Origin of the sequence: Streptomyces sp. NPDC093109 (assembly GCF_040701725.1) — a bacterium.
In the GTDB taxonomy this organism is placed as follows: Bacteria; Actinomycetota; Actinomycetes; order Streptomycetales; family Streptomycetaceae; genus Streptomyces.
Map to the genome: position 1 here is coordinate 212,596 of NZ_JBFBEZ010000006.1, position 24,644 is coordinate 237,239.

Here is a 24,644-nt window from a genome sequence, read left to right on the forward strand (position 1 = left end):
GTCTCAGGGCATCGTGTTGTCCTGCATCTTTCGAATGGCCTTGAGCACCTTCTTCCCCAGGGGAGTGAGCGTCATGGGCCTACCGCGTTCCGCCCGGACCAGGAGTGGTCCACCGAGTTCTCGTTCGATCCGGTTGATCCAGTGGCAAGAAGGCACTCCGGACAGAACCGGGATCCCCCTCCGCGGCCCCAAAGGACGTGCCGTGACACGGCCCGGCCCCCGGCACTCAGGTGGAGGGCCCGCCCGTCGTAATGAGCCAGGGTCAGGGCAGCAATTGTCTCCGGGGACGTCCCGGTGGCGTGCGCGACAGCATTGGTCTGCTGTTCGTCGAGGACGATCGTCCAGTCTGCCGGGATGCCCCTGAACTGGTTTCCGGCCCGGTGCCGGACCGGGAAGCCGAAGTGCAGCAGGACATCACCGAGTGCGGTGTCCATCCGCCTGGCCGTCGCCTCCAGCCATGAGTCCAGGGCCTCGCCGGGCAGTGGAGGCAGCCGGATCGGCGGGGTGCGGACCGGCGTACTCATGTGGGTCGCCGGCTCCGGGGCCGCGGGCGGCTGGTCAGCCGTTTCTTCTCCAGCGCGGCCTGCAGTTCGAGGCGGGCGGCCTCGGATGCCTCGTCGTTCTTCACCCGGTCCATGAGCTCCTCCAGGCGCGTGGAGTCCATCAGCAGATACTCGCCCGGCCGCGTCGGCCTCAGCTTCCCGTACGGACCCTCCGGCCGATCGGCGATATCCCGGTTGCGCTTCGTACTCAGCCGGAACAGTGGATGGCGTCGCTCCAGCTCCTCCAGCAGCCGAAATGCCGTCGCCCGACTCGGTTGCGGCACCACCCCCTCGCCGAACCGCGCAATCACCCGAGCTCGGGTCCGATCGATCACCATCGTCCGCGACGGCTTCGACTGGTCGGCGTGCTCGACCATCACCTCCACCGCGGTCTCCACCCACCGGTCATCGACCGAGGTCTGTGACCGCTCCGACCGCAACCTCCTCGGTGCAAGCCCGGCCTCGCCATGCTGGAGAAACCCAGCGACCCAGCGCTCAATGGTCCGGATCGTCACGCCAAGTTCTGTCGCCTTTGCTGCCTTCCTCGCCTCCATCGGCACGGCCGTGGCATAGGCGGCTTTCGGCTCGTCATCGGCCGCCAACTCCCCGCTGCCGGAGCGATAACCGGTCAGCACCTCGCGGACGTGTCCAGCTCGCTCCAGGACTTTCTGTCTCTCCTCCGCATCGAGCTGACCGAGGACCACGGAGGCGACCTCGCCTTCGTCATCCGCGGACGGTCCCGGGCCATCAGGACTGATCGCTGCGCGGTCAGAGAACAGCAGTTTCTTGAGCGACAGCCGCAGAAGCCGCCCGTGGCCATCCTTCAGAACTACTTCGTTGCCCGCCGTGGTCGCGGCCATCTCCACAACCTCGACGGATTCCCCGTCGTAGCGAAAGCGCGTACCAACTCCGACTCGATTCGCCGCCCTGCTCACGCTGACCTCCGCAGGATGTGCGAAGGGCCGAGGGGCCGGTCGAGATCGGTTACGAAATCCTGCGTCCAGAGCAAATGGTGGATAGCGGAACGAACTTGAGGTTCTGGATGATCCGGCAGACACCCCGTGGCCGGTCCCAGAAGGAGCCCGTCGAGATCTGCGTCCCGCAGCGCGTCCAAAATCTCGGGGTTGAACAGCCAATCCCTGCGGTAGCCCGCGAGGAACCGGATGTTCTCCAGCTCTGCGGCCGGAGGCTCACTCCAGACCTCGTACTTCCAGCCCCGCGATTCCACCGCCCTCCGAGTCCAGGTGAAGGTGAATGCCACCTCCGGCTTGGACAACCACTGCAGCGGCTTGACGTCGACCACCACCGGCACCTGCCTGGTGAGCAAAAGATAGTCCGGGATGTGCCGACGCACCTTCCCCTCCAGCACCGTCTGCAGCAAAAAGGGCTGGGCCACGATGGCGCGTACGGACGGATCAAAATCGGCGAAGAGCAGACGCGACAGCTCAAGTCGTGACTCGTAGATCACGTGGTCGCGCGTAGTCGCCGACCAGTAGGTACCCGAGTAGTGCGTCTGGTCCCTGTACCAGCGGAACGTCCGCCACGGATGAGCCGTCTGCAGCGACGCCAGCGCCACAGACGCCCAGGAACACTCTTCAACCTCGCCACCGTGCCCACGAAAGCTGACCGTCGCTTCCATCCCCACTCCCGAGTTGGAGTTGCCCCCCGGCAGCACGATGCTCCCGCCAACACGCCGACGGGAGCACACCAGCAACGCCTTCACCCGAATGAGGTACAGCAGCGACCTGCAAATCTCAGGTCATTGTCGGATCCGACTTCTATCCGACATCGACCATGAGATTCCGACACGAAATTTGAGACCCTACAACAGAAACGGATCAGGTCTGCGCCATGTCGACGAAGCGCGAATAGTGGCCCTGGAACGCCACCGTGATCGTCGCCGTGGGGCCGTTACGGTGCTTGGCCACGATGAGGTCCGCCTCGCCGGCGCGGGGGGATTCCTTTTCGTAGGCGTCCTCGCGGTGCAGCAGGATCACCATGTCGGCGTCCTGCTCGATGGAGCCCGATTCACGCAGGTCGGAGACCATCGGTTTCTTGTCCGTGCGCTGCTCGGGGCCACGGTTCAGCTGCGACAGGGCGATGACCGGCAGCTCCAGCTCCTTCGCCAGGAGCTTGAGGTTTCGGGACATGTCCGAGACCTCCTGCTGGCGGTTCTCGGCGCGCTTCGAGCCACCGGACTGCATCAGCTGCAGATAGTCGATGACCACGAGCTTGATGTCGTTCCGCTGCTTGAGGCGGCGGCACTTCGCGCGGATCTCCATCATCGAGAGGTTCGGCGAGTCGTCGATATACAGGGGGGCCTGTGAGACGTCGGGCATGCGGCGGGCGAGCCGGGTCCAGTCCTCGTCCGTCATCGTGCCGGAGCGCATGTGGTGCAGTGCCACCCGCGCCTCGGCCGAGAGCAGGCGCATCGCGATCTCGTTGCGGCCCATTTCCAGGGAGAAGATCACACTGGGCAGATTGTTCTTGATGGACGCGGCACGGGCGAAGTCCAGAGCGAGCGTCGACTTGCCCATGGCGGGACGGGCGGCGATGACGATCATCTGGCCGGGGTGGAGACCGTTGGTGAGGGAGTCGAAGTCGGTGAACCCGGTCGGCACACCGGTCATCTCCCCGTTGCGCGAGCCGATCGCCTCGATCTCGTCGAGCGCGCCTTCCATGATGTCGCCCAGCGGCAGATAGTCCTCGCTGGTCCGCTGCTCGGTGACGGCGTAGATCTCGGCCTGGGCGGAGTTGACGATCTCGTCGACGTCCCCGTCGGCGGCGTATCCCATCTGTGTGATCTTGGTACCGGCCTCGACGAGCCGCCGGAGCACCGCCCGCTCGTGGACGATCTCCGCGTAGTACGACGCGTTGGCCGCCGTGGGGACCGACTGGACGAGGGTGTGGAGGTACGAGGGGCCGCCGACGCGGGAAAGCTCGCCGCGCTTGGTCAGCTCGGCGGCCACCGTGATCGGGTCGGCCGGTTCGCCCTTGGCGTACAGGTCGAGGATCGCCTGGAAGACCGTCTCGTGCGCGGGCCGGTAGAAGTCATGGCCCTTGATGATCTCCACGACATCGGCGATCGCGTCCTTGGAGAGCAGCATGCCGCCGAGAACGGACTGTTCGGCGTCGAGATCCTGCGGGGGGACCCGCTCGAAGCCCTGGGATCCACCGCCGTCCCAGGAGCCGCTGTCGCCGCCTCGGTCGTGCTGTTCCCCCCTGCCCCGGCCCTCGCCTCTGCGCTGCCGGGAGACCGGCAGCCGGTCGCTGGGACCGGCGTCGGTCCAGGGGTCGTCCAATGGCTCGGGGATGCTCACCGGCCACCTCCTCACGTCCGCTCAGCGGACCTCGCCGTGCCACTCTTTGTACGGCACGACACTGACAAAACGAGAGGTCTGACTCCGGTTCCGGCGCGTCGGACGCCGGTCCACGGTAGGCCCGCGAGCGACGTCAGCCAATCTTGTTATCCACAGGCCATGTGGACGAAGGGCGAGATGCTGTGGAGAACCCCCGAGAACCTGTGCACGGACCGGGGGACGGCACTGTGGACAAAGTCATACCGGCCTTAGCGCAACCCTTCTGAGCTGGGCTTTTTTCATCCACCGGCTGTGGGGAAGAAAAACTTTCCCAACTGGACCAAGATCAGAACAAACGGTCCGCCGCGCAGGCCCCACCACGACGTTACGTAAGGATCAGGAAGGGATTGTGTCTCTTACCTGTGGAAGATTAGATTGAGTGCATGACACAGGCTCCCGCGCCCTCCCGCAAGGACCGGCGCCGGCATGACCGCGAGATCATCGCGCTCGCCGTCCCCGCCTTCGGCGCCCTCGTCGCCGAGCCCCTCTTCGTTCTGGTCGACAGCGCGATTGTCGGCCATCTCGGCACCCCTCAACTCGCGGGGCTGGCGGTCGCGGCCGCCCTGCTGACCACCGCGGTGAGCATCTTCGTCTTTCTCGCCTACGCCACCACCGCGGCGGTCGCCCGTCGCGTCGGCGCGGGCGATCCGAAGGCGGCGATCCGTCAGGGCGTGGACGGAATCTGGCTGGCCATACTGCTCGGCGCCGGGGTCGTCGCCCTCACACTGCCGTCCGCGCCATGGCTGATCGGCCTCTTCGGAGCGTCGGACACCGCGGCCCCGTACGCGATCACTTATCTACGCATATCCAGCCTCGGCATCCCGGCCATGCTCGTCGTGCTCGCCGCCACCGGGGTGCTGCGCGGACTCCAGGACACCCGGACACCGCTGTACGTCGCCATCGGCGGGTTCGGCGCCAACGCCGCGCTCAACGTCGCACTGGTCTACGGAGCCGGGCTCGGTATCGCGGGCTCCGCCTGGGGCACGGTGATCGCCCAGTGCGCGATGGCCGCCGTCTATCTCGTGGTCGTCGTACGAGGCGCACGACGGCACGGCGCGTCCCTGCGCCCGGACGCCGCAGGTATACGGGCGAGCGCCCAGGCCGGCGCGCCACTGCTGGTCCGCACACTCTCACTGCGGGCGGTTCTGCTGATCGCCACCGCGGTGGCCGCCCGGCTCGGGGACACGGAGATCGCCGCCCATCAGATCATTCTGTCCCTGTGGAGCCTGACGGCCTTCGCGCTCGACGCCATCGCCATCGCGGGGCAGGCCATCATCGGCCGCTTCCTCGGAGCGGGGGACACCGTGGGGGCCCGGGAGATCTGCCGCCGCATGGTCCAGTGGGGCATCGCGTCCGGAGTGCTGCTCGGCGCGTTGATCGTGCTGACGCGCCCACTGTTCATTCCGCTGTTCACGGGCGACCCGGCGGTGCGCGACACCCTGCTGCCCGCACTGCTTGTCGTGGCCGCGACCCAGCCGGTCGCCGGGATCGTCTTCGTCTGGGACGGTGTGCTGATGGGCGCGGGAGACGGCCCCTATCTCGCCCGGGCCATGCTGGTGACGCTGGCGGTGTTCGCCCCGGTCGCCCTGCTCGTTCCCCGCCTCGGCGGCGGGCTGACGGCTCTCTGGTGGACGATGGGGATGATGATGGCGGTCCGCCTGCTGACGCTCTGGCTGCGCACGCGCTCCGGCCGCTGGCTGGTGACGGGGGCGACACGCTGATCCAACCGAGACATTCGGACGGTTTCACGTGAAACCAGGCTGGTTTCACGTGAAACCAGCCTCCGCGCACATCACGAAAAGAGCCGCATCCCAGTGGGATGCGGCCCTTTCCATGCTCTGCCGAGCGCAGCGGTTACGCGGCGATGACCTCGATGCCGAGCTTCGCGGCGACCTCGGGGTGCAGGCGCACGGACACCTGGTGCGAGCCCAGGGTCTTGATCGGCGAGCCCAGCTCGATGCGGCGCTTGTCGACATCCGGGCCACCGGCGGACTTGATCGCCGAAGCGAGGTCAGCCGGGGTGACGGAGCCGAAGAGGCGGCCGGCGTCGCCGGAGCGAACGGCCAGACGCACCTTCACGCCTTCGAGGCGGGCCTTGATCTCGTTGGCCTGCTCGATGGTCGCGATCTCGTGGATCTTGCGGGCGCGGCGGATCTGCGCCACGTCCTTCTCGCCGCCCTTGGTCCAGCGGATCGCGAAACCGCGCGGGACCAGGTAGTTGCGAGCGTAGCCGTCCTTGACGTCCACGACATCGCCTGCGGCACCGAGGCCGGAGACCTCGTGGGTGAGGATGATCTTCATGATTCGGTCACCCTTCCCTTATCGCGCGGTGGACGTGTAGGGCAGCAGCGCCATCTCACGGCTGTTCTTGACGGCCGTGGCGACGTCACGCTGGTGCTGCGTGCAGTTGCCGGTGACGCGGCGGGCACGGATCTTGCCGCGGTCGGAAATGAACTTCCGCAGCATGTTCGTGTCCTTGTAGTCCACGTACTGGGTCTTGTCCTTGCAGAATGCGCAGACCTTTTTCTTAGGCTTGCGCACAGGCGGCTTCGCCATGGTGTTTCTCCTGTGTGATCAAGAAGTGGGGTGCGAGCCCGCCCTAGAAGGGAGGCTCGTCCGAGTAGCCGCCGCCGGAGCTTCCGCCCCAGCCGCCGCCGCCGTTGCCGCCGCTCTGCGGCTGCTGGCCGCCGGCCGCCGGAGTGCCGGTCGCCCACGGGTCTTCGGCGGGAGCACCGCCGCCACCCTGCTGGCCACCGCCACTGCCGCCGGAGCCACCGCCCCAGCTGCCGCCGCCCTGCTGGCCGCCGCCGCTGTAGCCACCCTGGCCACCCTGACCGCTGCGGCCGGTGGTCTTGGTGACCTTGGCCGTGGCGCTCTTGAGACTGGGGCCGACCTCTTCGACGTCCAGCTCGTAGACCGTGCGCTTGACGCCCTCACGGTCCTCGTAGGACCGCTGCTTCAGCCGGCCCTGCACGACGACGCGCATGCCTCGCTGGAGCGACTCCGCGACGTTCTCCGCCGCCTGACGCCAGACCGAGCAGGTGAGGAAGAGGCCCTCACCGTCCTTCCACTCATTGGTCTGCCTGTCGAAGATGCGGGGAGTGGACGCGACACGGAACTTCGCGACCGCCGCACCGGACGGGGTGAAGCGCAGCTCGGGGTCGTCGACGAGATTGCCGACGACCGTGATCACGGTCTCGCCTGCCATGGGTGAACCTCTCGGCGGGGATTGCTTCTGGCTGCTTGCTGCTACTCGGACCCGATGACCTCTGAGCTAGACGCTCAGTGGGTCTCGGGGCGGAGGACCTTGGTCCGGAGGACCGACTCGTTCAGGTTCATCTGTCGGTCGAGCTCCTTGACGACCGCAGGCTCGGCCTGAAGGTCGATGACCGAGTAGATGCCCTCGGGCTTCTTCTTGATCTCGTAAGAGAGACGACGACGGCCCCAGGTGTCGACCTTCTCGACCTTTCCGTTGCCCTCACGGACGACGGAGAGGAAGTTCTCGATCAGCGGGGAGACAGCTCGCTCCTCGAGATCGGGGTCGAGGATGACCATCACCTCGTAGTGACGCATGTGGAACCCACCTCCTTTGGACTCAGCGGCCACGGTCGTTCCGTGGCAGGAGGGTCGTGATGCGTAGCAACGGTATCGGCCGACACTGACAATCCGGCTCGGAATACGAGGGATTACATCCTGGCCTGGGCAGACACCGGTGCAGACGGTACAGACTACCCGCACACCGGCTTCCGGTTGAAATCCGGCTGCCCTTGGCCGCAATCTGTACACATCGGGTGTGCGCGGCGCCACGAGGCGCCGCCGCCGGCAGGCCCACAGGGCCAGGAGGTGCCACATGGCACAGGCAATGCGACCGAACTCCTCCAACTCTCTCCTCGCCACCGACGGGAAGCCCCATCCCCTCCAGGACACTCTGGTGGCGGTAACGCTCACGCTGGGTCTTCTCGCCTTCGTCTCGGCGTTCTTCCCGGATCTGCATCTGCTCAGCTCGTGGGCGGGGCTGGTCGGGATCCTGACGGGCGCGTACGGCCAGTTCATCTCCGTGACCACCCGGGAACGGTTCCTGACGATCATCGGGCTGGGGGCCTCGGCCGTCGGCTTCTTCCTCGGTATGGCCCACGGCGGTCTCTTCGGCGGGGTCATCGGGTAGCGGACGGCGCCGTACGAGCCGTCCGCTCCGCCCCAGGGCCAAACGGGGCGCTCCCTCCGGCGCAGTAGGCTTCGGCGCGAGAGCCGGAGCCCCTGTATCCATGGGGACACACCTGCCGAGGAGCGCCCCGTATGAGCCTGACCCTGAGGACCATCAGCCGTGAGCAGCATCTGGCATACATCCAGAGCCTGCCCGCGGCGAGTCACTGCCAGGTCCCGGCATGGGCTGACGTCAAGACGGAGTGGCGCTCCGAGAACCTGGGCTGGTTCGACAAGAACGATCAGCTCGTCGGTGCCGGACTCGTGCTCTACCGTCAGCTGCCCAAGATCAAGCGGTATCTGGCCTATCTGCCCGAGGGCCCGGTACTGAACTGGTACGCGCCCAATCTCGACGAGTGGCTTCAGCCGATGCTCGCGCATCTGAAGCACCAGGGCGCCTTCTCGGTGAAGATGGGGCCGCCGGTGGTCATTCGCCGCTGGAACGCGGCGGCGATCAAGTCGGGTATTCAGGATCCGGATGTCAAGCGGCTGCGCGATGTGGAGGCTTCGCACATCGAGCCGCGCGCCTTCGAGGTGTCGGACCGGCTGCGCAAGATGGGCTGGCAGCAGAGCGAGGACGGCGGCGCCGGATTCGGTGACGTGCAGCCGCGCTACGTTTTCCAGGTGCCGCTGGCGAACCGCTCGCTGGATGATGTCCTCAAGGGCTTCAATCAGCTGTGGCGGCGCAATATCAAGAAGGCCGAGAAGGCCGGCGTCGATGTGGTCCAGGGGAGTTACGAGGACCTGGCCGAGTGGCAGCGGCTGTACGAGATCACGGCCGAGCGTGACCATTTCCGGCCGCGCCCGCTCTCGTACTTCCAGCGCATGTGGTCGGTTCTGAACACCGAGGACCCGAACCGGATGCGCCTCTACTTCGCCCGCCACGAGGGCGAGAACGTCGCGGCGGCGACCATGCTGATCGTCGGCGGCCATGTCTGGTACTCGTACGGTGCCTCCGCGAATCACAAGCGTGAGGTGCGGCCGTCGAACGCGATGCAGTGGCGGATGCTGCGGGACGCCTATGCGATGGGCGCGACGGTCTACGACCTGCGCGGCATCTCGGACTCGCTGGACGAGACTGACCATCTCTTCGGCCTGATCCAGTTCAAGGTGGGAACCGGCGGCGAGGCCGTCGAGTACATCGGTGAGTGGGATTTCCCGCTCAACAAGCTGCTTCACAAGGCGCTCGATATGTATATGTCGCGCCGCTGACGCTCAAGACCCTCCTTTGCTCAAGACTTCTCCTTTTCTGAATACATCGCAGCCGAGAGAAAGGTCCCGGACCGGCATGGCGCTCTCCCTCTACGTCGACACCGCGCGCTGGCGGGCGCACCAGAAGTCGGTCATCGAGCAGTTTCCGGGACTCGTCCCGGTCTGCAAGGGCAATGGTTACGGCTTCAGTCATGAGCGCCTCGCCGACGAGACCAATCGCTTCGGTTCCGACACGCTGGCCGTCGGGACCATTTATGAGGCCGCTCGGATAAAGGACTGGTTCAGCGGGGATCTGCTGGTGCTGACGCCCTTCCGCCGGGGCGAGGAGCCGGTGCCGCTGCCGGACCGCGTGGTGCGTTCCGTGTCGTCCGTCGACGGTGTGTTCGCGCTGGTGGGCGCCCGCGTGGTCATCGAGTGCATGAGTTCGATGAAGCGTCACGGGGTGAAGGAGGAGGAGCTGGGCCAGCTCCACGCGGCCATAGAGGACGTGCGGCTGGAGGGCTTCGCCCTGCATCTTCCGCTCGACCGTACGGACGGTTCCGACGCGGTGGAGGAGGTCATCGCGTGGATGGACCGGCTGCGGGCGGCCCGGCTTCCGCTGCACACGATGTTCGTGAGCCATCTCGCGGCGCCGGAGCTGGCGCGGTTGCAGCAGCAGTTCCCGCAGACCCGGTTCCGCGCGCGGATCGGTACCCGGCTGTGGCTGGGTGATCATGACGCGACCCAGTACCGGGGTTCGGTGCTGGATGTGACGCGGGTGGCCAAGGGGGACAGGTTCGGTTACCGCCAGCAGAAGGCCGCTTCGGACGGCTGGCTGGTGGTGGTGGCGGGCGGTACGTCGCACGGGGTGGGCCTGGAGGCTCCGAAGGCGCTGCACGGGATGATGCCCCGGGCGAAGGGCGTGGCCCGGGCGGGTCTGGCCACGGTGAACCGGAATCTGTCGCCGTTCGTGTGGGACGGCAAGCAGCGGTGGTTCGCCGAGCCGCCGCACATGCAGGTGTCGATTCTGTTTGTGCCGTCGGACGCCCAGGAGCCGAGGGTGGGCGACGAACTGGTGGCGCATCTGCGCCATACGACGACGCAGTTCGACCGTCTCGTCGACCGCTGAGCCGCTCTCTCCGCACGCTCTCCCGGGCCCTGGGGCCCTCGGCGGCCCTCACCGGGCCCCGGGGGCCCCTCGGCGGCTCAGAGGGCCTCTGGGGGCCGTACGCCCCACTCCACCCGCTCCCGCTCGACCTGCTGCGCCTCGTGCGGGGCCGGCCGGCGGGCCTGGCCGAGGACGAATCGGTCCTCGGCGCCGTCCAGGATGCCGCCGGACGGGTCGTCGGAGCCGTCGGCCCGTACACCGTCCCGTTCTGGCATCAGGATGTCCCGTACGACGAGCGCGCACAGATAGAGCGTGCCGGCCAGGTGCAGGGCGATGGCGAGTTGGTAGCCCTCGGCGGGCAGTCCTTTGTGCGCGTCGCCGCTGGTGGTGTAGGCGAGGTACATCCAGATGCCGAGGTAGTACAGGACCTCGCACGCCTGCCAGATGAGGAAGTCGCGCCAGCGCGGCCGGGCGAGGGCGGCCAGCGGGATCAGCCACAGGACGTACTGCGGTGAGTAGACCTTGTTGGTGAGGATGAACGCGGCGACGACCAGGAAGGCGAGCTGGGCGAAGCGCGGGCGGCGCGGCGCGGTGAGGGTGAGGACCAGGAGGCCCGCGCAGGCCAGGAGCATCAGCAGCGTCGCGTACGTGTTGACGACACCGACGTCGATGGAGGTACCGGTGCGCTGGGTGATGATCAGCCAGAAGGAGCCGAAGTCGATGCCCCGCTCGCGGCTGAAGACGTAGAAGCGCTTCCATCCCTCGGGGGCGAGCAGCATGATCGGCAGGTTCACCGCCAGCCAGGCGCCGGCTGTCGCGAGAAGGGCCGTGCCGTACTCGCGGAACTTCCCGGCGCGCCAGCAGAGCAGGAACAGCGGTCCGAGCAGCAGTACGGGGTAGAGCTTGGCGGCGGTCGCCAGACCGATGAGGATGCCGAACGCCAGGGCCCGGCCGCGGGCCCACATGAGCATCGCCGCGGCGGTGAGCGCCACCGCGAGAAGGTCCCAGTTGATGGTGGCGGTGAGCGCGAAGGCGGGGGCGAGGGCGACCAGCAGGCCGTCCCAGGGGCGGCGCCGGTGGGTGCGGGTGACACAGACCGCGATGACCACGGCGCAGATCATCAGCATGCCGGCGTTGACCATCCAGTACATCTGCTCGCGGTACTGCATGGATCCGCCGGGAGTGAGCCAGGATGCGGCTTCCATGAAGAGGCCCGTCAGGACGGGGTACTCCAGGTACTGCATGTCGCCGCTGATGCGGTCGAAGTACGGGACGAGGTTGTCGGCGAAGCCGCGTCCGAGGTAGAGGTGCGGGATGTCCGAGTAGCAGGCGTGCGTGTACTGGGAGCTGGCGCCGCGGAACCAGGCCCAGTTGTAGCAGGGCATCTTCTGCACCATGCCCAGCGCAAACATCCCGATGGCCACCAGTGCGACGACGTGTACGGGGGTGAGCCGGCTGCTGCCGATCCAGGCCCAGCGGCCGATCGGACCGCCGATCAGCTCGCTGCCGGCCGCCGCCACCTCGTCCCGCCGCGTGGGCGGTACGTCCGGCCGGTCCTGGTGCACGGTTGTCTCTTCTGCGCTGGGCATGGCGCCCATCCTGCCGTACGCCTCTGTGGACGCGGCGAGGGCCGCCGCACCGTACGTACGTGTTTCCGTACGTGTCCGGTGCGACGGCCCTCGTGGCGGGTTCCGCGGGATTCCGCGGGTTCCTCGGCCCTGAGACCTAACTCTCGCCTCTGCTGCCTCCGAAGATTCCTCCGGCGGCGGCTTCGCTGTCGGTCTCCTCGTCGGTCGGTGTCGGAGAGACGGATTCCCCTGTGCCGCCACCGTTGTCGCTGCCCTGGTCGGTGCCGGTGTCACCGCCACCACCACCGCCATTGCCGCCACCGCCGCCACCACAACCGACCAGGGGGAGACAGGTATTGGTCGGGGAGGTCTTCGGGGACTCCGGTGCCGTCGGCGTCGACGGCGTCACCGAGGGGGTCTCCGAGGGGTCCTCGGACGGCGTCTCGGAGGGGGACTCCGACGGGCTGGGGCTCGGGCTGGCGCCGCCGCCGTAGACGGCCTCGCCGATGGGCTCGGGCTTGGGGAACCTGAGGACCTTCTCGCCCTTGAGCGCCTCGCTCATGTAGTCGTGCCAGATCGTGGAGGGGAAGGACGCTCCGTGGATCGAGTCCTGGTCGCCGGTTCCGTACATCTCCAGGAACTCGCGCTTCTTGTTGTTCTCGTCGTCGTCCATGCGGTACATGTCGATGGCGGTGGAGAGCTGCGGGGTGTACCCCACGAACCAGGCCGACTTGTTGCCGTCGGTGGTGCCGGTCTTGCCTGCGACGTCGCGGCCTTCCAGCTTGGCGTTGCTTCCGGTGCCCTTGTCGACGACGGTCTTCAGTACGTCGGTGACGTTGTCGGCGACCGCTGCGGAGAAGGCCGTCTTCTCCTTGCCCAGGTGCTTGTAGATGGTCTTGCCGCGCTTGAACACCTCGTCGACGGAGTAGACGTCACGCTGTTTGCCGCTGGCGGCGAAGGTGGCGTAGGAGCCCGCCATCCGGATGGCGCTGGGGGAGGAGATACCGATCGAGAACGACGGCACTTCGGACTTCGAGAGCGTGTCGTCGTCCCGAAGGCCGGCGTCGATGGCCGCCTCCCGTACCAGGGGGACGCCGACGTCCATGCCCAGCTGGACGAAGGGCGAGTTGGCCGACTCCCGCATGGCCTCGCGGAGGTCGATGGGCCCGTAGGACTTGTCGCCGTCGTTCGGCTGGAGCCACTCCTTGCCCTCTTCGTTGGTCCAGACCGAACCGTCGTAGTTCTTGATCTTCACCTTGTTGTCGCCGTTGTAGATCGTCTTGTCCGGCGAGACCTTCGTGCGCTGCTCGTCGGACTGCTCCCGCCCGAGCGACTTGTCACGGACACCGTGAGTCATGGCCGCGGCCAGGACGAACGGCTTGAAGGTCGAGCCGACCTGCGCACCCGTCTTGTCGGCGTTGTTGGTGAAGTGCTTGGTGGCGTCCTCGCCGCCGTAGATGGCGACGATCTTCCCGGTGTCCGGTTCCACGGAGGCGCCGCCGAACTGGACATGGGTGTCGGTCTTCGGACGCTTCTTGGGGTCGATGTTCGCCTTCTGGACCTTGACCACAGCCTCTTCCAGCGCCTTGACCTTCTTCTTGTTGAAGGTCGTGTGGATCTCGTAGCCGCCCTTCGCGAGATCCTCGACGGTCGTGCCGTCCTTGGTGCTGTTGACGAAGTTCGCCCGGGCGAGGTCGACCAGGTAACCGATCTGACCACCGAGATCGTCGTTCTGCGTCAGCTTCTTCGGCATCGGGAACTTGGTGAACTCGGCGCGCTTGGCCGCGTCGAGGTGGCCGTCCTTCACCATCTCGTCCAGGATCCATCCCCAGCGCAGGGTGGCCCGCTCGGTGTTCTTCTGGGGGGTGGCGTTCGTGTTGTACGCGACGTTGCCGGCCGGGTCGTAGAAGGTGGCGCCCTTGAGGAGCGAGGCGAGGAAGGCGCACTCGCTCGCGCTCAGCTTGACCGCGTCCTTGCCGTAGTACGTACGGGCGGCGGCCTGGATCCCCCAGGCACCGCGCCCGAAGTAGGAGGAGTTGAGATAGCCCTCCATGATTTTGGGCTTCTCCATCTGGGCGTTCACCTTCATGGCGATGAACAGCTCTTTGAACTTGCGGTCCAGCGTCTGGCTCTGGTCGCCCAGCATGGCGTTCTTGACGTACTGCTGGGTGATGGTGGAGCCACCCTGGGTGTTGCCGCCCTTGGCCATGTTGAACAGCGCGCGGCCCATGCCCATGAAGTCGACTCCGGGGTCGTCCTCGAACGACTTGTTCTCGGCGGAGATGACCGCGTACTGCATCGCCTTGGGGATCTTGGCGATGCCGACCTCCTGCCGGTTCTTCGTGCCACCGGTCGCGGCCATCTGGGTGTTGTCATCCCAGTAATAGACGTTGTTCTCGGCCTTGGAGGCGAGCTGCGGGTCGGGGACCTTGACGAGGGCGTAGGCGACGGTACCGGCGGCGAGGACGCAGCCGACGACGCCGACCCCCAGAGCGGTCGTCTGCTTCCACGACGGCATCCACCGCTGCCAGCCGTCCTTGTTGTGGCGCGGATAGTCGATCAGCCGTTTCTTGGACGGCTCGCCGCGGCCGGGGCCGTCGTTCCCCCCACCACCGCGCCGCCCGCCGCGCTGGGCGGCCCGTCTGGCTTCGGCCCTGCTGCTGAAGGAGCGCTCCTCGCTGTCATGCGATGCGGAGGGCGACTCGGTGGTTTCTCGGGACGGCGCGGCGCGACGGCCTGACGACTGCTGGGATGCACGCCTGGCCGCGGCACGACCGCCGCCCTGTGGCTCTGGCGGCTTGCGACGGTGCTCGCTCATCGAACGACTACTCCTCGGGCAGGCGCGTAACGCCTGGAAACGGCAGGTGAGTTCCGGTCCCCCGATATGAACACGGACCGGCCCGGCATCGGACTCATCCGGCATGCGGCCGGTAAGCCGGCAGACCTGGCGGTCACCGGTGTCTCTCGGGCCCCGGTGGTCTGCATGCCGCACAGACTACGCACGGTCAAAACCAACCGAGAGCTGAAGTTCACCCTAAAACAGGCAAGTTGCTTCATGAGAATTGTGGATGTGACGCCGTTCACCATGTGCCCCCTTGTTCCCACCCGCACTCCGTTCTATCGTCGAGATGTATCGAGTCGATACATCAGTACGGCATAAGGTCCCGGAGAGCGGAGGAGGCGAGAGTGAGCAGACGCTCGGGCATCCTTGAGTTCGCCGTCCTCGGCCTGCTCCGCGAGTCCCCGATGCACGGCTATGAGCTGCGGAAACGGCTCAATACGTCGCTGGGGATCTTCCGGGCCTTCAGCTACGGGACGCTCTATCCCTGCCTCAAGACGCTGGTCGCCAACGGCTGGTTGATCGAAGAGCCGGGCAGCGCCCCGGAGGACGCGCTCGCCGCTTCCCTCGCGGGCCGTCGGGCCAAGATCGTCTACCGGCTGACGGCGGACGGCAAGGAGCACTTCGAGGAGCTGCTCTCGCACACCGGCCCCGACGCCTGGGAGGACGAGCACTTCGCTGCTCGGTTCGCCTTCTTCGGGCAGACGGAGCGCGAGGTGCGGATGCGGGTGCTGGAGGGCCGGCGCAGCCGGCTGGAGGAGCGCCTGGAGAAGATGCGCGCCTCCTTGATCCGTACGCGCGAGCGTCTCGACGACTACACGCTGGAGCTTCAGCGGCACGGTATGGAGTCCGTGGAGCGCGAAGTGCGCTGGCTGAACGAACTCATCGAGAGCGAGCGGGCGGGACGGGATCAGAGACGGTCCGTCCATGAAGAGCCCGCTGAACAGGAAGGCGCCTCCGAAGAACCGGACGGCCTGCCCCGGCACCGGGACGCCGCGTCTTCCGGGGGTACGCCCCCGGGACGTCCCGGACCGCCGGATCCGTCCGCGGATGGCGCCGGGTGAGATCTCGCATCTCCGCGAGATTTCATCACGACCACTGAAGATCACACAGGGAGCAACCGGAATGGGTTCCGTACGCGTAGCCATCGTCGGCGTGGGCAACTGCGCCGCCTCACTGGTGCAGGGCGTCGAGTACTACAAGGACGCCGACCCGGCGGGCAAGGTACCGGGTCTGATGCACGTCTCGTTCGGCGAGTACCACGTACGGGACATCGAGTTCGTGGCCGCCTTCGACGTGGACGCGAAGAAGGTCGGCCTCGACCTCTCGGACGCCATCGGTGCCAGCGAGAACAACACCATCAAGATCTGCGACGTGCCGTCCAAGGGCATCACGGTGCGGCGCGGCCACACCCTCGACGGCCTGGGCAAGTACTACCGCCAGACCATCGAGGAGTCCGACGAGGCGCCGGTGGACATCGTCCAGGCCCTCAAGGACAGCGAGGCCGATGTTCTGGTCTGCTACCTGCCCGTCGGCTCGGACTCGGCCGCGAAGTACTACGCCCAGTGCGCCATCGACGCGAAGGTCGCCTTCGTCAACGCTCTTCCGGTCTTCATCGCCGGCACGAAGGAGTGGGCGGACAAGTTCACCGAGGCCGGCGTGCCGATCGTCGGTGACGACATCAAGTCCCAGGTCGGCGCCACGATCACGCACCGCGTCATGGCGAAGCTGTTCGAGGACCGGGGCGTTGTCCTGGACCGCACGATGCAGCTGAACGTCGGCGGCAACATGGACTTCAAGAACATGCTCGAGCGTGAGCGCCTGGAGTCCAAGAAGATCTCCAAGACGCAGGCCGTCACCTCGCAGATCCCCGACCGGGACCTGGGCGCCGACAACGTGCACATCGGCCCGTCGGACTATGTCGCCTGGCTCGACGACCGCAAGTGGGCGTACGTCCGCCTCGAGGGCCGCGCCTTCGGCGATGTCCCGCTGAACCTGGAGTACAAGCTGGAGGTCTGGGACTCCCCGAACTCCGCCGGTGTCATCATCGACGCCGTCCGCGCGGCGAAGATCGCCAAGGACCGCGGTATCGGCGGCCCCATCCTCTCCGCGTCGTCGTACTTCATGAAGAGCCCGCCGGTTCAGTACTTCGACGACGAGGCCCGCGAGAACGTCGAGAAGTTCATCGCCGGCGAGGTCGAGCGCTAGTCACGAAGCCACGCCAGTAGTAACGAGAAGGGTCACCGGACCGCCCGTCCGGTGACCCTTCTCGTTGGCCCCGCCGATACGTGTGTGACGCTGGCCCACATGCCTGTCGGACGTGATCTGCGCGTACTCCTGCGCCTCGGCGATTTCCGCCGGCTGCTGTCGGTCCGCCTCCTCTCCCAGGGCGCCGACGGCGTCTTCCAGGTCGCGCTCGCCGCGTACGTCGTGTTCTCCCCCGAGAAACAGACGTCGCCCGCCGCGATCGCCTCCGCCATGGCGGTGCTTCTGCTGCCGTATTCGCTGGTCGGCCCGTTCGCCGGCGTGCTGCTGGACCGCTGGCAGCGCCGGCAGGTGTTCCTCTACGGGAATCTGCTGCGGGCCTTCCTGGCGAGCTGTACGGCGCTGCTCATCGTGGCCTCCGTGCCCGACTGGCTCTTCTACGCCTCGGCGCTCTCCGTCACCGCGGTCAACCGGTTCGTTCTCGCCGGTCTCTCGGCAGCGCTGCCGCGGGTCGTCGACGATGAGCATCTGGTGCTCGCGAACGCCCTCTCACCGACGGCCGGCACACTGGCCGCGACGGCGGGCGGCGGGCTCGCCTTTGTCGTACGGCTGGCGGTCTCCGACTCCGATGCCGCTGTGGTGCTGCTCGGCGCCGCTCTCTATCTCTGCGCGGCGCTCGTGTCCCTCCTGCTGGCGCGCGAGCTGCTCGGCCCCGACCCCGCACTGCTCCAGCCACGGCTGGGGGCAGCGCTGGCCTCCACGGCGAAGGGACTCTCGGACGGAGTGGTCCATCTGATGGAGCGACGCGCGGCAGCCGGAGCGCTGGCCGCCATGACGGTCATGCGCTTCTGCTACGGGGCCATGACCGTCATGGTGCTGATGCTGTGCCGCTACGCGTGGACGGATCGCGAATCCGAGGGGCTGGCGCTGCTCGGGCTGGCGCTCGGCATATCCGGAGCGGGATTCTTCGCGGCGGCGGTCCTCACTCCGTGGGCGGTGTCGAGGCTCGGTCCGTACGGATGGATGGCGCTGTGCGCGGGGGCGGCCGCTGTTCTGGAGCCCGCGCTCGGGCTGCCTTTCGCCCCGGCGCCCCTACTGATAGCCGCGTTCGTCCTGGGGCTGATCACCCAGGGCGCGAAAATCGCCACGGACACAGTGGTTCAGACGTCGGTGGACGACGCTTTCCGGGGCCGGGTCTTCTCCCTCTATGACGTTCTCTTCAATGTCGCATTCGTGGGCGCCGCGGCGGTGGCCGCGCTGATGCTGCCGGCGGACGGCCGCTCGGCGCCACTGGTCATCACGGTCGCCGTTCTTTACGCGGCGGTCGCCGTGGCCCTGACGCGCGGGAGGCGATGTTTCACGTGAAACATCGCCTCCGGGACACCGCGCGCGGGTCATGTTTCACGTGAAACATGACCGGCCTGACACTCAGCCGCGCTCCGCCCACCACTTCTTGAGCGCGGTGACGGCCGCATCATGGCCCATGGGTCCGTTCTCCAGCCGCAGCTCCAGCAGGAACGCGTAGGCCGCACCGATCTCGGGGCCGGGACGCACACCGAGGATCTCCATGATCTGGTTGCCGTCCAGATCGGGCCTGATGGAGTCGAGCTCTTCCTGCTCCTGGAGCTGCGCGACGCGCTCCTCCAGACCGTCGTAGGCCCGGGAGAGGGCAGCGGCCTTCCGCTTGTTCCGGGTGGTGCAGTCCGAACGGGTGAGCTTGTGCAGCCTCTCCAGCAACGGACCGGCATCCCGCACATAGCGCCGTACGGCCGAGTCGGTCCACTCGCCCGTGCCGTAGCCGTGGAAGCGCAGATGCAGCTCCACCAGTCGCGAGACGTCCCGAACCAGCTCGTTGGAGTACTTGAGGGCGGCCATCCGCTTCTTGGTCATCTTCGCCCCCACCACCTCGTGGTGGTGGAAGGAGACCCGGCCGTCCTTCTCGAAGCGCCGCGTCCGGGGCTTGCCGATGTCATGGAGCAGTGCGGCCAGCCGGAGTACCAGATCGGGGCCGTTCTCCTCCAGGTCGATGGCCTGTTCCAGAACGATCAGCGAGTGCTCGTAGACATCCTTGTGCCGGTGGTGCTCATCGCTCTCCAGCCGCAGGGCGGGCAGCTCGGGCAGGATGTGGTCGGCGAGTCCGGTGTCGACGAGCAGCGCCAGCCCCTTACGGGGGTGGGTGGAGAGGATCAGCTTGTTCACCTCGTCCCGTACCCGCTCCGCGGAGACGATCTCGATCCGGCCGGCCATGTCCTTCATGGCCGCGACCACCTCGGGCGCCACGTCGAAGTCGAGCTGCGCGGCGAAGCGCGCGGCCCGGAGCATACGCAGCGGATCGTCGGAGAAGGAGTCCTCCGGGGCGCCAGGAGTACGCAGGACCCGCTCGGAGAGGTCCTTGAGCCCGCCGTGGGGGTCGATGAACTCCTTCTGCGGGAGCGCGACGGCCATCGCGTTCACCGTGAAGTCCCGGCGCACAAGGTCTTCCTCGATGGAGTCCCCGTAGGACACCTCCGGCTTCCTGGAGGTCCGGTCGTACGCCTCCGAACGGTAGGTCGTCACCTCGACCAGAAAACGCTGATCGGTCTCTCCGACGCGGGCGTCCTTCTGGCAGCCCACCGTGCCGAAGGCGATCCCGACCTCCCACACGGCGTCCGCCCAGGGCCGGACGATCTTCAGAACATCCTCGGGCCGGGCGTCGGTCGTGAAGTCCAGGTCATTGCCGAGCCGGCCGAGAAGGGCGTCCCTGACCGAACCGCCGACCAGCGCGAGGCTGAATCCGGCCTCCTGGAATCGGCGCGCGAGATCGTCGGCGACCGGGGACACCCGCAGCAGTTCACTGACCGCACGGCGCTGCACCTGGCTGAGGGCACGGGGATTGTCTTCATTGGCGTTCGGCACAACAGAAAAGGTTACGTGCCGCGGACCGTGAGGGCGCCCCCGTTTCGGCTCCCCCGGCTCCGATGCACGGGTTTCCCATGACCCATGAGATTCTTCCGATCATGTGGAGCAGTCCCCAGCACTTCGCCACAGCACACATCGTTACCATGCGTGGACGCAGCAACCGACAACCACCAACGGCAAGTACACGATGACGAGGGACGGGCAGGCGCGTGGCCGAGGCGGCAGACTTCCAGGGGTTGGGCCCTTCTCCTGCCCGCCGGTGGCTGCGGCGCACAGCCACGGTGATCGCGGGAGTACCGCTTCTGGCGAGTCTGCTGGCGGGCACCACCGCCCCGGCGGCCCGGGCCACGACGCAGGCCACCGGCTCCAGCACGGTCGCTGTGGCGCTGGACACACTGGCACCCAGCACTCCCGTGAAGGGCGACACCCTCACGATCTCCGGCACGGTGACCAACAAGGGCAGGAGCAAGGTAACCGACGCCCAGGTAGATCTGCGGGTGGGGCCGAGGCTGACCGGCCGGACGGCCATCGACGACGCCGCCGCGCGCTCGGGGAACTCCTCGGGTGAGGCCGCCCCGGTGGGCGGCAAGTACAAGGTCACCTTTCCCGAGCTGGCCGCCGGTATCTCGCGGGACTTCGCGCTCTCCGTACCGGTCGACAAGCTCGGGCTGGATGAGGACGGGGTCTATCAGCTGGGCGTCTCGCTGACCGGCCGGACCGCCGCGGCACCGTACGACCAGGTGCTGGGGATCCAGCGCACCTTCCTTCCCTGGCAGCCCGACTCCACGGATGAGAAGACACAGCTCACGGTCCTCTGGCCGCTGATCTCGTCGACTCATCTCTCGGCGGAGACAGGTTCGGACGATCAGCAGACGCCCGTCTTCGAGAACGACGACCTGGCGGAGGAGCTGGCCCCGGGCGGACGCCTTGAGCAGCTGGTCTCCGTCGGCAGCCGGCTGCCCGTGACCTGGGTCATCGATCCCGATGTCCTCGCCACCGCCGATGCCATGACGCGGAGCTACAACGTCAGGAACGGGGACTCGGTCGTCCCCGGCCGCAACCAGGCCGTCGCCACCCAGTGGCTCAACGCCCTGGAGAAAGCGGTGAAGGGCGGCAAGGTCATCGCACTGCCGTTCGCCGACCCCGACCTGGCGTCGCTCGCGCACCGCGGCAAGGACGTCCCCGGCGCGCTCAGCCATCTCCAGCCCGCGACCGATGTGGCGGGCAGGACCGTGGAGACGATTCTCCATGTGCAGCCGTCGGTCGACTTCGCCTGGCCCGTGGACGGCGCGATCGACCCCTCGATCGTCGATGTCGCCACGTCGGCGGGCGCCCACAAGGTGATCACCCGCAGCGACAGCCTCCAGGACAACCTGTCGTACACCCCGAACGCCGCGCGTCCGATCGGCGGCGGGACAACCGCCGTGGTCGCGGACACCCGGCTGTCCACCGCCTTCGAGGGCGACATGACGGCGGCCGGCAGCTCCACCCTCGCCGTGCAGAAGTTCCTCGCGCAGACGCTGGCCGTGACCCTTCAGCAGCCCGACAACCAGCGCAGCATCGTGGTCGCTCCTCAGCGGATGCCGACGGCGGCGCAGGCCCAGTCGCTGGCGCGCGCGCTGCGCGCCCTGGACGCCGAGCGCTGGACACAGCCGAGCGATCTGATCGCCGCCGCCGCGGTCCAGCCCGACTCCGACGCCACCACGAAGGTGCCGAGCACCTCGCGCTACCCGGAGAAGCTCCGCGCCCGGGAGCTGCCGACCGAGGCGTTCCTCGCGATCAAGAAGACACAGGAGCGGCTGGACAACTTCAAGGCCATCCTCAGCTCACCGGACCGCGTGGCGGCTCCCTTCGGCAACGCGGTCAGCCGGGCGATGTCGACGTCCTGGCGCGGCAACGCCACCGGGGGCCGGCACTACCGCGAGGCGGTGAACGACTATCTGACGGGGCTGACCAGCGAGGTACGACTCATCCCCAAGTCGGTCCTCACCCTGTCGGGACGCAGCGCGACCATCCCCGTGACGGTCCAGAACAAGCTGCTGCAGGGCGTCCAGGATCTGGTGCTGCGGCTCAGGTCCGACAACCCGACCCGCCTCAAGCTCGACGGTGACCAGCCCGTCGCGGAGCGGCCGATCAAGATCGACGGTGGGCACAGCCAGTCGGTGAAGTTCACCGGCGCGGGCAATGCCAACGGTCCGGTCCAGGTGACCGCCCAGCTGTACACGGTGGACGGCACACCGTACGGCGCCCCGATGACCTTCCAGGTCAAGGTCTCCGAGATCACGCCCACCGTCATGCTCGTCATCGCCGGCGGAGTGCTGCTGCTGGTGCTGGCCGGAGTGAAGATGTACAGCCGGCGCAAGCGGGCGGTGGCCCGCAAGGAAGCGGCGACGCCCCCGGACGGCACCGACGGCACCGGTGAGGCCGGTCCGGGTGCCTCCGGCGACACGGATCCCGGGCAGCCGAGTGACCCGACACCGGACACCGGACCGGAAAGCGCGGACGCGTCGGGCGCGGGTGAGAAAGTGGACCGTTGAGCGATGTCGTGGCCGGTCGGCCGGGGACGATGAGGTGGGGTAACCATGAACGCGCCGTACGACGGTGACCGTGGGCAGGGCGCGGGCGGCGATCCGGCGGGGCAGACTCCGCCCCCTCCGCCGCCTGCCCAGGATCCCTATGTCCAGGACGCCTACAAGCAGGACCCCTACTGGGCACAGGACCTCTCCGCGCAGGACCCGGTGGCCGAGGCGCTGTACGACCGCGCCTCGCATCCGCCGCCGCCTCCGGGCACGTACCCGGAGAGCCAGGAGCTGTACCAGCAGCCTCCCGCACAGCAGTACGCGCCCGATCCCCGTATCTGGGCCCAGACACCACCACCGGAGCCCTCAGGACCGTCCCGGCATCTCCCCTACGGGGACGACGCGAGAACGACCCAGTTCACGGGCGTCGACGACCTCGTCTCGCGGGCCGGTGACGACACCCCGCCGGCGGACGCGTTCGCCCATCTCTACCGCGATCAGCAGGGGACGGGGAAGGTGCTGACGGCGCCGGAGCCCGAAGCCGCGGCAGCGCCGCCTCCCGCGAAGAAGTCCGGAGGCAAGGCCTCGGGGCTGCTCAAGTCGAGCGCGCTGATGGCCGCGGGCACCCTGGTGTCCCGCCTCACCGGGTTCGTACGGAGCCTGGTGATCACGGCCGCGCTCGGCGCGGCGCTCCTCGGTGACTCCTACACGGTCGCCTACACCCTGCCCACGATGATCTACATCCTCACCGTCGGCGGCGGCCTCAACTCCGTCTTCGTCCCGCAGCTCGTCCGGGCGATGAAGAACGACGACGACGGTGGCGTCGCCTACGCCAACCGGCTGCTCACCCTCGTCATGGTGGCGCTCGGCGCGATCGTGGCCGCGGCGGTCTTCGCGGCGCCGCTGCTGGTCCGGCTGATGTCGGACACCATCGCCGGAGACCCGCCCGCCAACAACGTCGCGGTCACCTTCGCCCGCTACTGCCTGCCCACCATCTTCTTCATGGGTGTGCATGTGGTGATGGGCCAGATCCTCAACGCGCGCGGGAAGTTCGGCGCGATGATGTGGACCCCGGTCCTCAACAACATCGTCATGATCGCCACATTCGGTCTGTTCATCTGGGTCTACGGCACAGCCGCCGACTCCAGCATGACCGTCCGGACGATCCCGCCGGACGGCGTGCGGCTGCTGGGCATCGGAACGCTGCTCGGCCTCGTCGTCCAGGCCCTCGCGATGATCCCGTATCTGAGCGAGGCCGGGTTCCGCTTCCGTCCGCGGTTCGACTGGCGGGGTCATGGGCTCGGCAAGACGATCAAGCTGGCCAAGTGGACCGTCCTGTTCGTCCTCGCGAACCAGGCCGGCGTGCTGGTCGTCACCCAGCTGGCGACCGCCGCCGGCGAGGCGTCCGGCAGGACCGGCACCGGCATCCTGGCCTACAGCAACGCCCAGCTGATCTGGGGCATGCCGCAGGCCATCATCACCGTCTCGGTCATGGCCGCGCTGCTGCCGAGGATCTCCCGCGCCGCCCACGACAACGACCCGGGGGCCGTGCGCGACGACATCTCGCAGGGGCTGCGCAACTCCGCGGTCGCCATCGTCCCGATCGCCTTCGGGTTCCTCGCGCTCGGCGTCCCGCTGTCCATCCTGATGTTCTCGTCCAGCGGCATGGAATCGGCCCGGTCCATGGGCTTCATCCTCATGGCGTTCGCCCTCGGACTCATTCCGTACTCCGTGCAGTACGTCGTACTGCGAGGCTTCTACGCGTACGAGGACACCCGGACGCCCTTCTACAACACGGTGATCGTCGCCCTGGTCAACGCCGCGGCCTCCGCGCTCTGCTACGTGGTCCTGCCGTCCCGCTGGGCGGTGGTCGGCATGGCGGCCTCGTACGGGCTGGCCTACGCCGTCGGCGTCGGCGTGGCGTGGCGCCGGCTGCGGAACCGGCTGGACGGCGATCTGGACGGCGGCCGCGTTCTGCGTACGTACGCCAGGCTCTGTCTCGCGGCCGTCCCCGGCGCCCTGGCGGCCGGCGCAGTCGCCTACGGCGTTCTGCACACCCTTGGCAGCAGCGCCGTCAGTTCGATCGTGGCACTGGTCGCCGGTGGCACCGTGCTGCTCGTCGTGTTCTTCATGGCGGCGAAGAAGATGAGGATCGAGGAGCTGAACGCCATGTTCGGCATGGTTCGCGGGCGGCTCGGACGCTGAGCGACCG

At 67.6% G+C, this 24,644-nt stretch carries 20 protein-coding genes; 9 read left to right on the forward strand and 11 right to left on the reverse strand.

The window, feature by feature from the left end; translation table 11 throughout:
- Positions 1-71: 71 nt before the first annotated feature.
- The 4 genes from AB0389_RS09215 to dnaB all read right to left on the reverse strand — a co-directional run bounded on the left by AB0389_RS09215 (position 72) and on the right by dnaB (position 3,844).
- Positions 72-524, reverse strand: coding sequence for a TniQ family protein (locus tag AB0389_RS09215; RefSeq protein WP_366394681.1), 453 nt, complete (start codon positions 522-524; stop codon positions 72-74).
- The gene (locus tag AB0389_RS09220; RefSeq protein WP_366394682.1) at positions 521-1,402 is read right to left on the reverse strand and encodes a helix-turn-helix domain-containing protein; all 882 of its coding nucleotides are present in this window, start codon (positions 1,400-1,402) and stop codon (positions 521-523) included. The genes AB0389_RS09215 and AB0389_RS09220 overlap by 4 nt, the downstream gene beginning before the upstream one ends.
- 71 nt (positions 1,403-1,473) lie before the next feature.
- Positions 1,474-2,181 (reverse strand): TnsA-like heteromeric transposase endonuclease subunit, encoded by a 708-nt coding sequence (locus AB0389_RS09225; protein WP_366394683.1) that lies wholly within the window; start codon positions 2,179-2,181, stop codon positions 1,474-1,476.
- Positions 2,182-2,380: 199 nt separating this feature from the next.
- Positions 2,381-3,844, reverse strand: coding sequence for a replicative DNA helicase (dnaB, locus tag AB0389_RS09230; RefSeq protein WP_366394739.1), 1,464 nt, complete (start codon positions 3,842-3,844; stop codon positions 2,381-2,383).
- Positions 3,845-4,284: 440 nt separating this feature from the next.
- Here dnaB and AB0389_RS09235 point away from each other — a divergent pair, with 440 nt between their 5' ends.
- Positions 4,285-5,622, forward strand: coding sequence for an MATE family efflux transporter (locus AB0389_RS09235; protein WP_366394684.1), 1,338 nt, complete (start codon positions 4,285-4,287; stop codon positions 5,620-5,622).
- Positions 5,623-5,755: 133 nt separating this feature from the next.
- On the opposite strand, the gene rplI is transcribed toward AB0389_RS09235, so the two are convergent.
- From rplI to rpsF, 4 genes are all read right to left on the reverse strand, one after another.
- Positions 5,756-6,202, reverse strand: coding sequence for a 50S ribosomal protein L9 (rplI, locus tag AB0389_RS09240; protein WP_114660199.1), 447 nt, complete (start codon positions 6,200-6,202; stop codon positions 5,756-5,758).
- Between the two features lie 18 nt (positions 6,203-6,220).
- Positions 6,221-6,457, reverse strand: coding sequence for a 30S ribosomal protein S18 (gene rpsR, locus AB0389_RS09245; RefSeq protein WP_003967857.1), 237 nt, complete (start codon positions 6,455-6,457; stop codon positions 6,221-6,223).
- A 43-nt stretch (positions 6,458-6,500) separates the two neighbouring features.
- A complete protein-coding gene (locus AB0389_RS09250) occupies positions 6,501-7,109 on the reverse strand; it encodes a single-stranded DNA-binding protein (protein WP_366394685.1) in 609 nt (202 codons plus the stop codon).
- Positions 7,110-7,183: 74 nt separating this feature from the next.
- The gene (gene rpsF, locus AB0389_RS09255; RefSeq protein WP_006604399.1) at positions 7,184-7,474 is read right to left on the reverse strand and encodes a 30S ribosomal protein S6; all 291 of its coding nucleotides are present in this window, start codon (positions 7,472-7,474) and stop codon (positions 7,184-7,186) included.
- Between the two features lie 277 nt (positions 7,475-7,751).
- On the opposite strand from rpsF, the gene AB0389_RS09260 reads away from it, so the two are divergent.
- From AB0389_RS09260 to AB0389_RS09270, 3 genes are all read left to right on the forward strand, one after another.
- Positions 7,752-8,066 carry a hypothetical protein gene (locus tag AB0389_RS09260; protein ID WP_366394686.1) on the forward strand — a complete coding sequence of 105 codons (315 nt, stop codon included), beginning with the start codon at positions 7,752-7,754 and terminating at the stop codon, positions 8,064-8,066.
- A gap of 131 nt (positions 8,067-8,197) precedes the next feature.
- Positions 8,198-9,316 carry a peptidoglycan bridge formation glycyltransferase FemA/FemB family protein gene (locus tag AB0389_RS09265; protein ID WP_366394687.1) on the forward strand — a complete coding sequence of 373 codons (1,119 nt, stop codon included), beginning with the start codon at positions 8,198-8,200 and terminating at the stop codon, positions 9,314-9,316.
- 76 nt (positions 9,317-9,392) lie between these two features.
- Positions 9,393-10,424, forward strand: a complete 1,032-nt coding sequence (locus AB0389_RS09270) for an alanine racemase (protein ID WP_366394688.1) — start codon at positions 9,393-9,395, stop codon at positions 10,422-10,424.
- A gap of 77 nt (positions 10,425-10,501) precedes the next feature.
- Here AB0389_RS09270 and AB0389_RS09275 read toward each other — a convergent pair whose 3' ends face one another.
- Both AB0389_RS09275 and AB0389_RS09280 read right to left on the reverse strand, forming a co-directional pair.
- A complete protein-coding gene (locus tag AB0389_RS09275) occupies positions 10,502-11,992 on the reverse strand; it encodes a glycosyltransferase 87 family protein (protein WP_366394689.1) in 1,491 nt (496 codons plus the stop codon).
- A 136-nt stretch (positions 11,993-12,128) separates the two neighbouring features.
- Complete coding sequence (locus AB0389_RS09280; protein ID WP_366394690.1) at positions 12,129-14,789, reverse strand: transglycosylase domain-containing protein; 2,661 nt, start codon at positions 14,787-14,789, stop codon at positions 12,129-12,131.
- A gap of 368 nt (positions 14,790-15,157) precedes the next feature.
- Here AB0389_RS09280 and AB0389_RS09285 point away from each other — a divergent pair, with 368 nt between their 5' ends.
- The 3 genes from AB0389_RS09285 to AB0389_RS09295 all read left to right on the forward strand — a co-directional run bounded on the left by AB0389_RS09285 (position 15,158) and on the right by AB0389_RS09295 (position 18,380).
- Positions 15,158-15,874, forward strand: a complete 717-nt coding sequence (locus tag AB0389_RS09285; RefSeq protein ID WP_366394691.1) for a PadR family transcriptional regulator — start codon at positions 15,158-15,160, stop codon at positions 15,872-15,874.
- Between the two features lie 61 nt (positions 15,875-15,935).
- A complete protein-coding gene (locus AB0389_RS09290; protein ID WP_366394692.1) occupies positions 15,936-17,018 on the forward strand; it encodes an inositol-3-phosphate synthase in 1,083 nt (360 codons plus the stop codon).
- Positions 17,019-17,117: 99 nt separating this feature from the next.
- Positions 17,118-18,380 carry an MFS transporter gene (locus AB0389_RS09295; RefSeq protein WP_366394693.1) on the forward strand — a complete coding sequence of 421 codons (1,263 nt, stop codon included), beginning with the start codon at positions 17,118-17,120 and terminating at the stop codon, positions 18,378-18,380.
- A 63-nt stretch (positions 18,381-18,443) separates the two neighbouring features.
- Here AB0389_RS09295 and AB0389_RS09300 read toward each other — a convergent pair whose 3' ends face one another.
- Positions 18,444-19,910, reverse strand: a complete 1,467-nt coding sequence (locus AB0389_RS09300) for a CCA tRNA nucleotidyltransferase (RefSeq protein WP_366394694.1) — start codon at positions 19,908-19,910, stop codon at positions 18,444-18,446.
- Between the two features lie 212 nt (positions 19,911-20,122).
- Between AB0389_RS09300 and AB0389_RS09305 the strand changes: the two genes are divergently transcribed.
- Positions 20,123-22,450: a DUF6049 family protein gene (locus AB0389_RS09305; RefSeq protein ID WP_366394695.1), complete on the forward strand. Its 2,328-nt coding sequence runs from the start codon at positions 20,123-20,125 to the stop codon at positions 22,448-22,450.
- 45 nt (positions 22,451-22,495) lie between these two features.
- Positions 22,496-24,637, forward strand: coding sequence for a murein biosynthesis integral membrane protein MurJ (murJ, locus tag AB0389_RS09310; RefSeq protein ID WP_366394696.1), 2,142 nt, complete (start codon positions 22,496-22,498; stop codon positions 24,635-24,637).
- Positions 24,638-24,644 lie beyond the last annotated feature (7 nt).